The sequence below is a fragment of the Westiellopsis prolifica IICB1 genome, assembly GCF_004323185.1.
Classification (GTDB): Bacteria; Cyanobacteriota; Cyanobacteriia; order Cyanobacteriales; family Nostocaceae; genus Pelatocladus; species Pelatocladus prolificus_A.
In genome coordinates this window covers 2240351-2257051 of the sequence record NZ_NAPS01000001.1, presented here as the reverse complement: position 1 = coordinate 2257051, position 16701 = coordinate 2240351, and the positions used below count along the sequence as shown (strand labels likewise).

Here is a 16701-nt window from a genome sequence, read left to right as displayed (position 1 = left end):
TTACATTGTTAATGTATCGACTTACATTGCGAATGTATCGACTTACATTGCGAATGTATCGGCTTGCAAAAGATTAAATCAGGAATTAGCTTCCTCAAACTTCCTTCTACTTTCCTTTGCAGCTGCGATCGCTTCTTCAAGAGTACATTGATACACCTCCAAGAATTTAGGTATTTCTTCAATAGACAATCTCGGAGAATGTCTACCACTGTCCCAATTGCGAACAGTAGACTCAGCAATTCCTAGTTGTGATGCTATGTCTACTGTCCTTAAACCAACTTTTTCTCTTAACTGCTTCAAATCCATAGCAATACACTACTACTTTTAACATGATATTTTACTACGCTTATTGACAAGCGTAAACAACTGTTAAATAATGAAATAAGAGAAGCGGTTCCACCCAACCAAAAGTAGAAACCGCTTCTCGACCCTTTATTCAAGGTTTAACTAATTATGCCACAATCTATTCTCTGTCAAACACCCACAAGAGGCTGCTTAAACTTAGCTTACGCTCGTCAAATTCAGTTTCGCCAGATTCATATTCATCAGTCTTGGCAATTAGCATGTTACATAATTTGGAGTAACGGCGACAGTAATAATTTTTTGGGCAAAGATGCTCAAGCTATAGCAGAAAAACTTGAAAAAATGAAACAAAAACAAGAGGTTTAAAATTTTCAGTCCAGCCAGAACCCCGACTTTTTCAAAAAGTCGGGGTTCTAAATATCTGATATCAGGTTCGCTAAATTACTTATAATCCCCCATGAACCCCACCCCGGTTTTGTCTAACGCCAAAACCTCCCCTAAGCGCCTGCGCCTAGGGGATTAAGGGGTGGGGTGCAATGATTGTGGGAAATATAACTAATTATCCGAACTTGATATGACCGAAGAAAGGCACTTATGCTGAGGGCAGAAGGCAGAAGGTTTAATAAAAAATTTATACCAAAAAATTCAGTCCTCTTCATTCTGCCATTTGGTTTCAAGCCCCCGAATTTATTCGTGGAAAAGATAATAAGATTTGTATCAAGATGCGTAGCACAAGATACAAGGCGTCCTTGTTAGAAACCCCTAAATTTATTTATGGGGTTCCCTTCTGCCTTCTTCCTTCTGCCTTCTCATACCATTTCACGTTAATCGCAATACAGATAAATAATGTAGAGACGCGATATATCGCGTCTCTACAAAAAAATATGATTGTTAGTTTTATTGTTGTAATGGGAACATTAAATGTGTAGTTTAATACGGAAGCATTTATGCCTACCCCAGACACAACACGCCGCTTGTCCCCTCAAATAATTAGTCAAGATATTGATTCATTGCACGGTTTGCAAACCATCAGTACCTACAACACAACTCGTGCTGATGCTTCTGTTGACAACTTACAGCAAGCTTATCAGGCAATGATGATGCAACAAAAAGTCGAAACGGAAAAACTAGCTTTATACCGTGCTGCTACTGATGCTGCGCGATTAGCAGAATGGCAATTTCACAACGCTGTATTAGCGATGAAAGAAGTTGTGCGTGGTCAATATGGTTCAGATAGTGACCAAGCGCAAGCTGTTGGATTGAAGAAAAAATCAGACCGCAAACGTCCCAATCGCAAAAAGCCAATGGCGGTTGCAAGTTAGATAAATTCTGATTTGGAAAAGGGGTGTCTCCTAATACCATTTCACAAAAAATCTGATACAAATACAGACCCTGTAGAGACGCGATATATCGCGTCTGGTACAAAATTTATGTGTACCGTGATTAACGTGAAATGGTATAACCCCCTTTTTTAAGGGGAAACTGGAAAAAAGTCCCCCTTGGAAAAAGGGATTTATACCACAATACAGTTCAGATAAGCCCAAAATCCTTTGTAGAGACGCGTTCGCTTTTAGCGTTCCCGCAGGGTAATTTCGCGTCTCTACACCGCCTGTATTTGTATCAAGATTTTTGTGAAATGGTATTAGGGGTCTAGAACTTTGCTACCAACAACAGAACTTTTCAAACATTCTCTTAGCAATGACCAATGACAAATGACGCGTATTGATACCAAATCATGCCAAAATCAAAGCTCAAATCCCGGAAAAATCCAAAAACCAAAAAGCAAAAAAAACAGGAAACTCCCACCCTCACCCTAAAAGAACGTTTAGCCCAAAAGCGCAAAACAGCACAGGCGCGCCAAGAACTGATTAATCTACTAACTCCTGCAATTGGTGGGGGTTTATTTATTGGCTTTATTCTTTTTTTAGTAGCTGGAATTAAAGCAGCAGTTCCAGCAGTAATGGGGATTATAGTCATGTCACTAGCCTACAAATATCCCCGCCAAGCTTTGTTTGCTTTTATTTTTTATGTACCATTTGGAGGTACTATCACTTACTACATCGGCAATAGTCCCATACTGCAATTAGCAAAAGATTCTTTCTATATTCCTGCATTGATTGCACTTTGGCAGAATTGCCGTAAACAGAGACTACCCCTAATTATTCCAGCGGGAATTAAAACTCCGCTATATATTCTATTAGGTTCATGCATAATCACACTGTTATTTATAAATGGTGGACAACAGTTTAACCCGCCTCCTGTTGCACTTTTTAAAACACCACCGAAAGAATTTCCGATTGGTATGGGAATTTTGGGGTTAAAAGTATTTTTAGGTTATGTACCTCTGATTGGTTGTGTTTATTATTTAATTCGTAATAAAGTTGACTTTTTATTTATTTCTCGCTTACAAGTTATTTTAACTCTTGTTGCTTGTGTTCTAGGATTTATTCAATATCTATTATTATTAACTGGAATATGTGAAGGTACAAGAAATGCAGAAGGTGCTGCTTTATTTAAAGCTTCACTGGAAGCAAGATGTTTTTTTGGTGGTTCATTAGTTTATAGTCCTAGTCAAGGAATGATTCGCTTACCAGGAACATTTGTTGCACCTTGGCAATGGGCATGGTTTTTAATTTCTAGTACATTTTTTACTTTTGCAACTGGCTTTAGTGACCCTGCTATTATTTGGCGGATTATCAGTTTAGCTTCAATGGCATCGGTATTTATTAATGCAGTTATTTCTGGACAAAGAATAGCTTTAGCTTTAGTACCAGTTTGTTTTGTAATGTTACTTGTACTGACAGGTCAAATTGGTAATTTAAAAAGATTTATTCCTATATTTTTTGGACTAGCAATTCTTTTGGGAATTGCAATCGTTAGTAATCCCATCGTTGTCCAAGAGAGAATGGACAGTTTTATCGCCCGTTGGAATGCTTCTCCTCCCTATGAATTTATAGTCCAACAATTTGAGGAAAATTGGAAAACTGTAGATGGACCCTTTGGAAGTGGTTTAGGTCGTGCGACTAATTCTGCACGTGCGATGGGACCAACAAAACTAGTCGAAACCTATTATCCAAAAGTTATGTATGAAGTAGGAATTTTTGGACTATTAGGATTTATTGCTTTGGTTACAACCTTAACAATTATTTGTTTTCGACAATATCGTTTAGTAAAAAACCGTAATTTCCGCAGTTACGGCGCTGCGATGTGGGTGTTTATATTGTTTATTAGTTACAACACCTATTACTATCCTTTAGATGTTGATCCTGTAGCTGTTTATTATTGGTTTGCTGCTGGTATTCTCTTAAAATTACCAGTCATAGACAAAATGGAAAGACTGCAACAATTAGGGGACAAGGGAGAACAACTAACAAATGACAAATGACTATTGTACAGACGCGATGAATCGCGTCTCTACTAATGACAAAATACCTTTGATTTCTGTGATTATTCCTACTTATGGTCGAGAGGAAGCGCTGCGAGATAGTTTGATTGATGTATTGAACCAAGATTATGCAAATTTTGAAGTTTTAGTAGTAGACCAAACTCCAAAACATGAAGTAGAAATTGAAGCTTTTTTATCGGAACAAGCTACAGCAAATAAAATTCAATGGTTCCGTTTAAACTGGGCTAGTTTACCAGGAGCGCGTAATTATGCAGTGCGACGCGCTCAAGGAAATATAATTTTATTTATTGATGATGATGTGAAGTTAAATCCTGGATTTTTATCAGCCCATGGGAAAAATTATTTAGAGAAACCAGAGATAGGTGCTGTTGCTGGGCGAGTTTTTGACAGGATGAAAATAGCTGATACTATCCAAGGAAAAACACAGGGAGATGCACCTTATAAGACTATTGAATATTTACCTCCTCAGGCAATGGACCCTGGTATTGCTTGGTATTATATAGATTTAGTGCATACAATCAAACCCCAAGAAGTGCTGACAGCGAGGGGTTGTAATATGTCGTTTCGTCGTGAAATTTTTACTCAGCATGGACTGCATTTTGATGAGAGATTTCTTGGTAGTGCAGTTCGAGAAGAATCTGATTTTTGTTTGCGGTTACGGCAAACTGGTTATAAGATTTGGTATGACCCAGAAGCTAGTTTAGTGCATTTGGGAGAAGAGACGGGTGGTTGTCATGATATTAGTATGCGATCGCTCAAATATCAACTTACTTTTTATCACAATCATTTTCTATTGGGTTTAAAAAACCTGACTGTTAGTCAAGCTTTACGCTTTTACATCCGTTTGTTTGACTGTCATGTTTTAGGACGTCCTCCTTGTCACAAAAGCGGTTCCCCAATCAAAATTTTCACCCGCGCTATTTTCTACACTTTAGGTTTTGCTAAAGCTTTCGGAACCATCATCCAATCTCTTTGGAATGATGGTCAAATTTACACTCGCTTAGATAAGAGTTTGTAGTAAGCACTTTAGTGCTTAAAAAAGACTCAAGTCCTGACTACAAACTTCATATATTAATTGTTATTTTGTTATTTATGAAAATTCTAGTCGCCAGTCATAGCTATATTGTAGATATTAATTGTGAAAAATTACGAGCTTTATCCCAGTTAGAGTCAAAGATTGAAGTAACGGTTGTAGTACCTAAAAAATGGCAACCGGGAGGAGTTCAAAACAAAATTATTGAAACTGAATATCGCGACGAAGGTAGATTTCGGATTGTTCCTATTTCTAACTTTAGTCAAAATCATCAAGGATTATTGACTTTTGGCACTGATTTAATATCTTTAATGCGACAGTTTAGCCCCCAAATTATTCAAGTAGAACAAGCTTCGAGAAGTTTGGCTTATGCTCAAATGATTACCTTGAATAAACTTTTGCGATTACAAGCAAAAAATTTATTTTTTACCTGGTGGAATTTACCATACAAATTAAACTTTCCAGTTTCTTTATTAGAGAAATATAATCTCCACAATAGCCACGGTATTATATCTGGCAATCAAGACGGTGCTGAAATATTACGCCAACGTGGATACAAAAGACCAATTAAAGTCATACCTCAACTAGGTGTAGATGAACGTGTATTTACACCTCAATTACAACCAGATTTAGCTAAACAATTAGGTCTTGAAATAGATGAATTTATTGTTGGGTTTGTCGGGCGATTTGTAAAAGAGAAAGGGTTATTAACTCTGATAGAAGCTTTAACTCTTTTACCAAAAGATAAACCTTGGAAATTATTGCTGTTGGGACGTGGTGATTTGCGAACAGAGTTGATGAATAAAGCCGTGGAAAATCAGATGCAAGACAGAATAATCATCGTAGAAAGTGTTCCCCACGATGAAGTTTATAAATATATCAACTTAATGAATACTCTGGTACTACCATCAGAAACAACATACAAATTTAAAACCTTAACTGCTATTGGTTGGAAAGAACAATTTGGTCATGTTCTGATTGAAGCAATGGCTTGTCAAGTACCCGTGATTGGTTCTGATTCGGGTGAAATTCCTCACGTAATTGGTGATGCTGGTTTAGTCTTTCCTGAAGGAAATGTCCAAATCCTTGCTGATTGCATTCTCAAATTAATAGAAAAACCAGATTTTGCTCAAGCTTTAGGTGAGATGGGTTATCAAAGAGTAAGCTCACAATATACAAATAAAGCTTTAGCAAAACAGCAATTAGAGTTTTATAGAGAGATTATTGATTGATGAATTTATTACAGTTTTGATGAATCGCGTGTGTTCAGATCCCCGACTTCTTAAAGAAGTCGGGGATCTATAATCCCAAAGAGCAAAATATAAACTTTAAATGAAAGTTCTTCAAATAGTTCCTTCTATTTCCCTAATTTACGGTGGACCAAGTCAAATGGTACTAGGATTAGCGCCGGCTTTAGCAAAAGAAGGTGTGAAAGTAACTGTAATTACAACTGATAGTAATGGTGATAATAATCAAAATCCTTTGGATGTTAGTTTAAATATTCCCATCCAGAAAGATGGTTACGAAATCATCTATTTTCGTTGCGCCCCTTTTCGTCGCTACAAATTTTCTCTTGATTTATGCAAGTGGTTAAATCGCTATGCTCAAGAGTTTGATTTAGCGCACGTTCATGCTTTATTCTCTCCTGTAAGTAGCGCTGCTGCGGCAATTTGTCGTCGTCGAAAACTACCTTATATTTTGCGTCCTTTAGGTACTCTTGACCCAGCCGATTTACAAAAGAAAAGATATCTGAAACAAATTTATGCTGCGATATTAGAGCGTGAGAATATCGCTGGTGCTGCTGCGCTTCATTTTACTAGTGTTCAAGAGGCGCAAATTTCCGAAAGATTCGGAGTAAAAACACGGGATTTAGTTATGCAATTGGGTGTGAATCCTCTCAAAGAAAATAAGGAAAACATACGTAATCAATTGGGGATTGATGATGATATCCCGTTGGTGTTGTTTATGTCCCGAATTGATAAAAAGAAGGGTTTGAATTTGTTGATTCCAGCTTTGGAAAAGCTTTTAGTTGAAGGGTTAAATTTTCACTTTGTTTTAGCTGGAACAAACCCACAAGAGCCAGATTATGAGAACAAAATCAAATCACAGATAGATCATTCTACTTTGCGATCGCACACTACAATTACTGGTTTTGTCACTGGGGACTTAAAATCTAGTCTGTTGCAAGCTGCTGATTTATTTGTTTTACCTTCCTACTACGAAAACTTTGGTATCGCTGTCGCTGAAGCAATGGTAGCAGGAACACCTGTAGTCATTTCCGATCAAGTGCATATTTACCAACAGGTGCAGGAAAGCGAGTCGGGATGGGTGACTACAACAGACGTGCTAACACTGACTGAGTCACTGCGTACCGCTTTGCAAAATCCTGCGGAATGTCAACGACGAGGATTAAACGCTAAAGAATATGCATTGCAAAACTATAGTTGGGATGCGATCGCTCGTCAAACAATCCAAGCATATCAACAAATTTATAGATGGGATTAATAGTGTCTGTACTCATTTTCATTGCACCCCACCCCTTAATCCCCTCCCCGCGTGCGGGGAGGGGAGGTTTTGGCGTTAGACAAAACCGGGGTGGGGTTCAGAGGGAATCATAAGTAATCAAGCGAACCTGATATCACAAAAAATCTGATACAAATACAGACCCTGTAAAGACGCGATATATCGCGTCTCTACAAAAAACTATGTTTCACTTTTAAAGGAAATTGGTATCACACCCTTAATCTTTCGGTTTCCAAGTACCGTGAAAACTATGAGGAATCACACTTGGTAATTCCAGTTTACACACGGGTTCTTCATTTAACCGATGGGCGTCAAATATCCAAACTTGACTGCGATCGCAATTCCCATCATAGACAACGGTTAAAATCCAAGCTTGTTGTGGATTGTCTGCGTCTGTTGCATAGATGGGTTCGCTGGGGTAGCGATTTTCACCACAGTCTGTTTTGCTGAGAGTTTCGGTTTTGTGATCATAGCAGGCGATCGCATTCACTATTTCTTGGCTAATATCTGTTCCATGTCGGAAAGTCGATAAGTATGTGTATCTGGAGTTTCGTCCGACATTTTCGGGTGGTACGCCAGGAAACTCACAATGACAGTCTAATATTTGTTGAGTATGAGTAACTTTGCCTGTTTGTGGATGAATGTAAATTCGCGATAGTGTACTTTTAGCTGGAGTGTGAGTTTCCCCCGTAGGAACTTCTTTAAGATATTCGTTGGTTTGAAAGTCTTGATAACGGGCAATATCTACAATTATCGTACCGCTATCATCTACATAACCATTACCAAAATGCCACTGATACCAAGGTTCCGCTTCACTACGACTGATCATTCTTAAGCTTTCGCGGTCAATGACTAAAATTTGTGTTCCCTTACTAGGTTGCCATTGTAAAGCATCACTAAAATTACTCAACCCAGTTAAAGCAGGAAGCAGATTCAACCGCACTGGTGGTATGCAAAATATCAGGTATTGTCCTGCGAAAACAAAATCATGCACCACAGGAATACCATCAAGTTCATGAGCTGCTTTCTGGAAAATTTTGCCACTAGCATCGCTTTTATAAATATGCAAAGTGGAATTTAACCCAGGAGTTATACCAAAGTTAAAAATTTCCCCTGTCTGCGGATCACGTTTATAGTGTGCGGAATAAGTTAAACCTTGAGTTAATCCACCTAAATCATCTTCGCCATAAGTTTCCAAGTTGTGCAAATCAAGAGCGTAGGGTTTACCACCTTCCCATAATGCTAATAGTTTATCTGGGAGTGCTAACACGCTAGTATTAGCAACATTCTTGACTGGTTTGAACCATTTATTCCAAAATGCTCCCGGTGCTATCATCCCATAGTTACCGTAAAGTAGTTTACCTGCTGCTGATTCTTCTTGGTAGCCAATAGTTTGAACATAACGGTAAACACCCGTAGCACTCGCATCATTAAAATGTACAGCCAGAATTGCGCCATCTCCATCAAACCAGTGTCCCATAGGCATATTGCCCCGCTCCATCCGCGCAGGTCCGTTGCGGTAAAGTGTGCCACGTAAACCAGATGTAATTGTGCCAGAAATTACAGGTAAGGGAGTGAGAGGAAATTCTTGAGCGGGTTGAGCTACTGCACCAGCCCAAGCTTTTGTTCTTAACTTGTCTTTAATTAAAGCCATAGAAAATTGACCAAAGAAAGGGTATAGGGGTGTAAGGGTGTAAGGGTGTCCCACACTCCTACACTCATACCATCACATCCCTATTAAACATATGCTCAAGGTACTAAATAACAAAATAATTGTCTTAGCTGCCACTGCCTTAGTAGCTATATTAGTAGCCTGCACTTCCCCGAACCCAGTTAATACCAACTCCCGCTCAGGAAATGTAATCTTTATTCATCCAGATGGTACGAGTGCATCTCACTGGGGGGCGGCGCGGATGCTTTACCTTGGCCCGGATGGTAGACTCAATTGGGATCAGATGTCGCATCTCGCTGTGTACTTGGGACACATGAAAAACCAACTCACTGCTACTTCTAACGCTGGTGCAGTAACTCACGCCACAGGAGTGAAAGTCAATGCTGATTCTTTCGGTTTGAATGAAGCTTTTCAACCTGTAGTTGCTTTTTCTGGTCAACCTCAGACAATTATGCAAGAAGCGATCGCCACAGGTAAAGGAACCGCCATTATTAACTCTGGGATGATTCACGAACCGGGGACGGGTGCATTTGTCGCAAAGGCTGCAAATCGCCGCGAATTTGCCGAAATCACCAAGCAAATTGTTCTATCTGGAGTTGATGTAATTATGGGTGGTGGCGAGATGTGGTATCTACCCAAAGGTACAGCTGGAAGACACACCACCGCCGAACAAAGTCAACGCCAAGACGGAATCAATTTGATTGAAGAAGCCAAACAAAAGGGTTACACCGTAGTTTATACCCGCGATGAACTCTTGCAATTACCAGCAAATACTAAGAAAGTCCTGGGTATTTTTGCCGCCGATGATACTTATAACGATGCACCAGAAGAAGAATTAAAACAACAAAATTTGCCTTTATATGTCCCCACAGCACCGACAGTTGGGGAAATGTTGGATGCAACTTTAAAAATAGTGTCCCAGAACTCGAAGGGTTTCTTTGTGGTTTTAGAAGAAGAGGGTAGTGATAATTTCTGCAACTTTAATCATGCAGCTGGTTGTATTCAAGCAATCAAACGCGCCGATGATGCTGTCGGTGTAGCGATGAAATTTATTGAAAAAAACCCAAATACTTTGTTAGTGACAGCCGCAGATAGTGATGCAGGTGGGTTAGAAGTAGTAGGAGTCACAGAAAAAGATTTCCCTCTCAATCAGCCTTTACCAGAAAAAGGCGAAAACGGTTCACCCTGGGATGGAAAAGAAGGAACTGCAACTTTACCCTTTGTCTCTGCACCAGACAAACAAGGTAAACGCTTTCCCTTTGCGATCGCTTGGGCTGGTTTAGGTGATTTCACTGGCTCGATTGTGGCAAAAGCACATGGTTTTAATTCTGAGTTACTACCCAATACAGTAGATAATACAGATATTTATAAATTGATGTACCGGACATTGTTTGGCAAGGAAGTATCAAAAAGTTAAATTATTCTTTCCTAAAGAACACAAATCACTCAGAAGAAGCTATTTTCTTGATGAAAGTGACAACTCGTTCCACTTCTTGGAACCCTACTTTTGTATGAAACTCATAACTTGCTGTGTTTTCCAGTAAAGCATCTGAAGCAAGTTCCACACATCCATTTTCAATAGCCCATTTTTGGGCGTATTCAATTAAAAATTTACCCACACCTTGTTTTCGATACTCATCTTTCACATAAATCCCTTCTACATACGCAACGGGAGTGTGAGTAGCACCCGGAACATAGTCAAAGCGAAGAGAAAGATTCATAAATGCGATCGCACTTCCATCTTCAGATCTGACTATAAATCCAGCCTCACGAGGAGATTGGAGAATCTTTGTCAGACTAATCTGTCTTTCTTCGCGTGATTCATCTGGCCATAGTTTTAAAGTCAGGTCTAGCCATTCATTAAAGTCATCTTGGGTAACTTTGACAATTTTCACTACAACCTCATACCATTTCACGTTAATCACGATACACATAAATTTTGTACCAGACGCGATATATCGCGTCTGGTACAGGGTCTGCATTTGTATCAGATTTTTTGTGAAATGGTATCACATGCATACAAATACAGCAGATTTCAGCAAGCGTGATATCAGGTTTGCTTGATTACTTATAATTCCCTTTGAACCCCACCCCAGTTTTGTCTAAAGCCAAAACCGGGGTAGGGTGCAATGACTGTGGTAAGTATAACTAATTATCCGAACCTGATATGAAATAGATGAACGACTCTTAAATACTCGTCGTCGAGTGTTTGAGAGTCGTCGTCGAGTGTTTGAGACTCATCAACGAGTATTAGAGAGTCGTCGTCGAGTGTTTGAGACTCATCAACGAGTATTAGAGAGTCGTCAACGAGTATTAGAGACTCATCAACGAGTGTTTGAGAGTCGTCGTCGAGTGTTTGARACTCATCAACGAGTGTTTGAGAGTCGTCRTCGAGTGTTTGAGACTCATCAACGAGTGTTTGAAAGGGAGCATCCCAAATGTTCAAAAAAACCCCTGCTTAAAGCAGACTACTTGATTTATTCGAGTCGTCTGAAGACGACTTGTGCTGTTAGCTAAGGGTTTTAAACCCTTAGTAAATTTTAATTAAGGGAAGTTGGGGGAATCAAAAGCCTGTGGAGAAACACATGTTAAATCAAATTCTGATTTTTGTTCTTCACCCGCCCATACAATTCTTCCATTGTTGCAATAAAAGAATTATCTTTTTGCCAAAAAGCGGGAAAATCACCCTGCTTTTTAATCAAAATAGCTGAAACACTACTTTTTGTCGGAACTTCTATTGCTTGCGGTAGCCTTTTTGTGCTTAACCAAAATTCTCTAGCAGTTGGCTTTTGAGTAACAGGTTGTTTTTCTACTTTTGTATAAAGTGATGTGGAATTTTCTAGATAAATATCTCGATCATTCAATTCCGCAGATAGAGCTTTACCTAAAGGTGAATCAGCCAACTTTGCTTGTAATTCTGCTTTCGATAATCCCCGCAGTTCAAATAACAAAAATGGATTATTATCCAGTTGGGATGCGACTAAATAATAAACTCCAGCGATGTGTTTGCAGGGATTAGCATAATCTGGACAAGAACAACTTGTTGTAAAGTCCTTACGACTGTGCGGCAATAAATGTAGTCCTAATTCAGCAAAAGTATCTTCTATATTTTCTGGAACTTCATTTAGCAACAGTCGAGAAACAATACTCGCTTTTGATGAAAGTTTATCTATAGCTTGTTTCCAATTAGTTTTATTAATAGCTTTGATTTCTATTTCTATGTGGTAGGTAGGTTCTTTGTAAACACCAAAATAAGGATTTACTGAACCCCTGACTTGAGCAGTAATATGATTTTGTTCTATCTCAAAGCTTTTGACTTTACCACCACGAGCATAAGAGCGTCCGCGCTGGAGTCTACCTTCGTCGGTAAATGCTTCTAGAGCTTTAATAAAGCGATCGCCCCACCAAGTACGAGAAAATTTTGACATAAACAATACCTATATATTCTCTTCTTTCACCAATAAATACTCAAGATCGATGTGCTTCCATGTATGCTCGCAGCAGAGTGTTGATTTGAGTCTGCTCATCAATTTTCACCTCACGAACATATTGGATTCAGCAACGTTTTTATTCCAAAATTGCGCTCTTGTTCAGCGAAATAAGTTGTTTAAATGCTTCGTTATCTAATTCTGTTAACCACGATTCATCGCTACCAACTACAGCCGCAGAGAGTTTTTTCTTATCTTCAATCATCTGATCAATTTTCTCTTCTAGTGTACCGATCGCCACAAATTTATGCACAAAGACATTCTTTTTTTGACCAATCCGAAAAGCGCGATCAGTGGCTTGGTTTTCGACGGCGGGATTCCACCATCGATCAAAGTGGAAGACGTGGTTGGCTTTGGTTAAAGTAATACCAACACCGCCTGCTTTGAGAGAAAGTATAAAAACAGATGGTTCTGTTTCCAGGTCTTGAAATTCGGTAATCATTTGTTCCCGGCGTTTGCGGCTAGTACCACCATGCAGATAGTAAGTATTGCAATGAAATGCATGTTTTATATGTTTTTCTAAACTCTCGCATATCTCAGTAAATTGACTGAAGATGAGCAAACTTTCCCCTTCAGAAATTACCTCTTCTACCATCTCTGCTAAACGGCTAAGTTTATGCGATCGCTCGGTGGAAAATTCACTGTTGTCTTGCAAAAATTGGGCTGGATGGTTACAAATCTGTTTTAATTTCATCAGTGTGGAAAGAATTAAACCTTTGCGTTGAATCCCTTCTGCTTCTTGGAGTTTTTCTTCAACGTCTTTCACAACCACTTCGTAGAGAGATGCTTGTTCTTTGGTCAGGTTAGTATATAGTTTTTGCTCTACTTTATCAGGTAAATCATTAATAATCGATTGGTCTGTTTTGACTCTCCGCAAAATCAGAGGTTCGACTAATTTTTTGAGGGTAGTTGATTTGATTTTGTCATTATCTTTTTGAATCGGAATCTCAAAAGACTTACGAAATTGCGCTTCTTTACCCAAATAACCAGGATTGAGAAAGTTAAAAATTGACCAAAGATCAAGTAAGCGGTTTTCTACAGGAGTTCCAGTTAATGCTAATCGGTGTTTTGCCGATAGTTTTAAAATAGCTTTAGTTTGTGCTGCTTTAGGATTTTTGATATTTTGCGCTTCATCTATTACTATCCTTTGCCAATCGGCGCTAGTGAAGAGTTTTTCATCTTTACGAGCCAGGGTAAAAGAAGTAATAACTACATCATGTTGCAGACTTGCGGCTTTAAAGTCAGCAGGATTTGAAATGCGATCGCTACCATGATGCACCATTGTTTTCAGATGTGGTGCAAACTTAGCAATTTCTTTTTGCCAATTTCCCACTACCGACGTCGGCGCAATTAATAACGTAGGTAACAACAAAGATGAGTCAAAAATTACCCCCTTGTCCCCCTTGTCTCTCTTGTCCCCCTTGTCTTCTAGCTCTTTTCCCGATCCCCAATTCCCAATCCCCGTTCGCGAAGCGTCTCCTCTGGAGAATCCCCACACCTCCCTCTCCTGAACCAATCGAGCAATTACCTGCACCGATTTACCTAAACCCATATCATCGGCGAGACAACCATTTAATCCCAATCTTTCGAGATATTCCAGCCAGGATACACCGCGTTTTTGGTATTCTCTTAAGGTTCCTTGTAACTTTGCTAGTTCTGCAATTGGCTCTAGTCTGGTTTTGTCTTGCAACTTCGTCATCATTGCTGACAAAGCTTCATCATGTTCAACTTCCCACTCTTCACCAACTTCTGCACTGCGTTGCATGAACTCCAGCAAAGTCATTTCTGGTTGTTCGTTACCGTGGGATTGCCAAAATTCGAGTAATTGCTGCATTTTATCGCGATCGAGTTCCATCCATTGACCACGAAAATGCACAAGGGGAGATTTGGCGTTAATTAACTGTTCCCATTCTTTAGGGGTGACGACTTGATCGCCAATTGCTAATTCATACTGATACTGTACTAATGAATCTAGACCAAAATAGCTTTTTGTTTTGCTTTTAGTTGCAGACTTCCCACTTGAAGCTTTGAGGCGAATTTTGGCACGACGGCGACCTGCGGGAGTGTACCAAGCTGGTACGATGACTTTAAAGCCAGAGTCTTCCAATACCCAAGCACTTTCTTTGAGAAAGTCGAAAGCTTCTTCTAAACTTAGTCGCATTCCTGTGGGGCGATCGCTCTCCAAACCCTGCCATAATTTAGGATACATCCGTGCTGCATACCCCAGTTTCAGCAGTAAATTAGTTTCAAAGTTTTTACCAAATTCTTTCTCCACCCCAGCTTTGTTTTTTTGACTCATCGGCCAATAATCAGCCAGTGCTAGCTTCAGCGAAGGCTCTTGTTTGCTGGCTACTAAAAACTGCATTTGCCAGTTATCAATATTGTCTGGGGTAGGATCATACAACTGCAAACAGAGGTGAAATAAAGAATCGCTTTGAGTGCGAGTAATTTTAGTTTTCCACGCCAGCCATTGCTGATATTCTGCTAAAGCTGCATCACTTGTCAAAGGATTGTGACGGTTGGGATACAAGCAATAGTAAACTAGAGAATCAATGATTTGTTTGTCAAAAGCTGCTGTAGAGGGAGTATGAGTCAGCAAATCATGCAATAGAAATTCCGAAAAGTGGCGTAATAGTGTTTCTTTGTCGTAGAATTCAACTGCATCTGTTGGTTCTGTTGCACCCGCCACACAAATTAATGGCATATATTCAATGTATTTTTTGATATTCGCTTCGTATTGCTCGGAAATAATCTCCCAAGTTGCATATATTTCAAATGCAGGTTTTTTAGCAGACTTTTGTTTAGTTTTCTTCTCAGTAGTATTATTTAACGATCTATATTTGAGTGCTGGAATATACTGGCCTTTTAAAATAACCTCTTTAAAAGCTTGGGTGTAGTGATACCAAAACAGGAGATCCGAACCCAGTTGAATTTCACTGGAATTATAAAGTGCTAAAAAGTGAATTTCATTGAGTAATTTAATCGCGTTAATTGCGTTTGCAGAAGTGACTGTTTCATAACAATCTACCTGCCAGTATTGAAACTCCTCATAGTCTTCCGGGGTTTCGGCTTCGAGATACTTGCTTAATTCTGGTGAAGGTAAAGGCTGATTATTAATAGTTGGCAAAACAAAATATTTGGGAGATATCCGTTGTGTCAGTACTGGTGCTACTTCTTTGATTCCCAATTCTGTCGTTAAAAATTTGACTAATTCTTCTTTTGGCAGATGTCCAGGGTGAATATTTTTCTTAGTGCTTTGTCGCTTTTTCATCACAGGAGTTTCCACCCATAATAAAAACCCGCCAGACTGTATAAAATCACCCTCAGCATTCGGTATCCAAGTACCATGAAGGACTTTCATAACTCGAAGCCTCTAGATTTTCAATAAATTTTCATAGCTTTTGAATTACTGTATCAAAGCTGAGGTATCAAGGATCGAATATTTAAATTTTTCTAAATTATTTCTTTACGTGGACGTATTAACAAAATGTACTGACCTTTAATAATTCACGGATGATCTATGGTTGGGCTTCAAGGAATACAAATTTATTTAATGGCTGCGTAAATCTCTAACTCACTTTAGATAAGTACACAGGATTCAAACAAAGGTCGTCCGATTTCCTACTTACATTTTGCACCACCTACTTCAGTTTAGTAGTTAGTTTTCTTAACATACCAAACAAACTGTCTAACGTTTTTAGCGTTAGTCACTAACGATATTGACTTGATGGAGCAAATTATGAAATTAAAAATGCGTCGCACTATATTAGGCATTTCTTTAGCCACCGGGCTAGTCTTGAACTATGCATTGGCAATAGATGTCTCAGCTAAACCTCCCAAAACAGAAGCTATTAGCAACAATAATTTTTGTAAGAATCAGTTGAATGGGGAGCATTTTGCCAGAACCGAGTTATTTTTTGGGTTATCAAAACCAGACGGTTCAATGGTGAGTGAAGAAGAATTTAGTCGGTTCATAGACAATGAAATTACACCTCTTTTTCCTGATGGACTAACCTTATTAACTGGTACAGGTCAATTCAAGAATTCGAGCGGGACAGTGGTTAAAGAGGGGTCGAAGCTCTTGATATTGCTGTATCCTTTCAACAACGAAAGTAACAAAAAAATTACACAAATCCGACAAGCATATATAAGTATGTTTCAACAAGAGTCCGTGCTACGTGTTGATGAGGGTTCGTGCGTATCCTTCTAATGATTCAGGTGATCTTAGCTCGGTGAAGCAAGAATACTTTGCCTTTTAAGTATGGGGAGTGTCAAG

14 protein-coding genes are annotated in these 16701 nt (G+C 39.1%); 9 read left to right on the top strand and 5 right to left on the bottom strand.

Annotation, left to right across the window (positions count from 1 at the left end):
• Nucleotides 1-78: 78 nt before the first annotated feature.
• The gene (locus B4U84_RS09575) at nt 79-306 is read right to left on the bottom strand and encodes a helix-turn-helix domain-containing protein (protein WP_017313588.1); all 228 of its coding nucleotides are present in this window, start codon (nt 304-306) and stop codon (nt 79-81) included.
• Nucleotides 307-453: 147 nt separating this feature from the next.
• On the opposite strand from B4U84_RS09575, the gene B4U84_RS09570 reads away from it, so the two are divergent.
• The 6 genes from B4U84_RS09570 (at nt 454) to hpsP (ending at nt 7247) form a co-directional block, all read left to right on the top strand.
• Nucleotides 454-669, top strand: coding sequence for a hypothetical protein (locus B4U84_RS09570; protein WP_017313589.1), 216 nt, complete (start codon nt 454-456; stop codon nt 667-669).
• 581 nt (nt 670-1250) lie between these two features.
• Nucleotides 1251-1625, top strand: coding sequence for a hypothetical protein (locus tag B4U84_RS09565; protein ID WP_017313590.1), 375 nt, complete (start codon nt 1251-1253; stop codon nt 1623-1625).
• A 413-nt stretch (nt 1626-2038) separates the two neighbouring features.
• Nucleotides 2039-3688: a hormogonium polysaccharide biosynthesis protein HpsL gene (gene hpsL / locus B4U84_RS09560; RefSeq protein WP_131117302.1), complete on the top strand. Its 1650-nt coding sequence runs from the start codon at nt 2039-2041 to the stop codon at nt 3686-3688.
• Nucleotides 3678-4727 carry a hormogonium polysaccharide biosynthesis glycosyltransferase HpsN gene (gene hpsN, locus B4U84_RS09555; protein WP_242677587.1) on the top strand — a complete coding sequence of 350 codons (1050 nt, stop codon included), beginning with the start codon at nt 3678-3680 and terminating at the stop codon, nt 4725-4727. The genes hpsL and hpsN overlap by 11 nt, the downstream gene beginning before the upstream one ends.
• A 74-nt stretch (nt 4728-4801) precedes the next feature.
• Nucleotides 4802-5974 carry a hormogonium polysaccharide biosynthesis glycosyltransferase HpsO gene (gene hpsO / locus B4U84_RS09550; protein ID WP_131117300.1) on the top strand — a complete coding sequence of 391 codons (1173 nt, stop codon included), beginning with the start codon at nt 4802-4804 and terminating at the stop codon, nt 5972-5974.
• A 100-nt stretch (nt 5975-6074) separates the two neighbouring features.
• Complete coding sequence (gene hpsP, locus B4U84_RS09545; protein WP_131117297.1) at nt 6075-7247, top strand: hormogonium polysaccharide biosynthesis glycosyltransferase HpsP; 1173 nt, start codon at nt 6075-6077, stop codon at nt 7245-7247.
• A gap of 235 nt (nt 7248-7482) precedes the next feature.
• Here the strand turns inward: hpsP and B4U84_RS09540 are convergent, their stop codons facing one another.
• Nucleotides 7483-8919 (bottom strand): carotenoid oxygenase family protein, encoded by a 1437-nt coding sequence (locus tag B4U84_RS09540; RefSeq protein ID WP_131117294.1) that lies wholly within the window; start codon nt 8917-8919, stop codon nt 7483-7485.
• A 91-nt stretch (nt 8920-9010) separates the two neighbouring features.
• Between B4U84_RS09540 and B4U84_RS09535 the strand changes: the two genes are divergently transcribed.
• Entirely contained in the window at nt 9011-10354 is a 1344-nt protein-coding gene (locus B4U84_RS09535) for an alkaline phosphatase (RefSeq protein WP_131117291.1), read from the top strand.
• Nucleotides 10355-10379: 25 nt separating this feature from the next.
• Here B4U84_RS09535 and aac(6') read toward each other — a convergent pair whose 3' ends face one another.
• Nucleotides 10380-10871 carry an aminoglycoside 6'-N-acetyltransferase gene (aac(6'), locus tag B4U84_RS09530; protein ID WP_082068380.1) on the bottom strand — a complete coding sequence of 164 codons (492 nt, stop codon included), beginning with the start codon at nt 10869-10871 and terminating at the stop codon, nt 10380-10382.
• Nucleotides 10872-11142: 271 nt separating this feature from the next.
• On the opposite strand from aac(6'), the gene B4U84_RS30465 reads away from it, so the two are divergent.
• A complete protein-coding gene (locus B4U84_RS30465) occupies nt 11143-11454 on the top strand; it encodes a hypothetical protein (RefSeq protein ID WP_165490264.1) in 312 nt (103 codons plus the stop codon).
• Nucleotides 11455-11525: 71 nt separating this feature from the next.
• Here B4U84_RS30465 and B4U84_RS09520 read toward each other — a convergent pair whose 3' ends face one another.
• Together B4U84_RS09520 and B4U84_RS09515 are read right to left on the bottom strand one after the other, a co-directional pair.
• Nucleotides 11526-12365, bottom strand: coding sequence for an SWIM zinc finger family protein (locus B4U84_RS09520; protein ID WP_131117289.1), 840 nt, complete (start codon nt 12363-12365; stop codon nt 11526-11528).
• A gap of 139 nt (nt 12366-12504) precedes the next feature.
• Nucleotides 12505-15786: a DEAD/DEAH box helicase gene (locus B4U84_RS09515; protein ID WP_131117286.1), complete on the bottom strand. Its 3282-nt coding sequence runs from the start codon at nt 15784-15786 to the stop codon at nt 12505-12507.
• Nucleotides 15787-16164: 378 nt separating this feature from the next.
• Between B4U84_RS09515 and B4U84_RS09510 the strand changes: the two genes are divergently transcribed.
• The gene (locus B4U84_RS09510) at nt 16165-16635 is read left to right on the top strand and encodes a DUF3574 domain-containing protein (protein ID WP_017313601.1); all 471 of its coding nucleotides are present in this window, start codon (nt 16165-16167) and stop codon (nt 16633-16635) included.
• Nucleotides 16636-16701 lie beyond the last annotated feature (66 nt).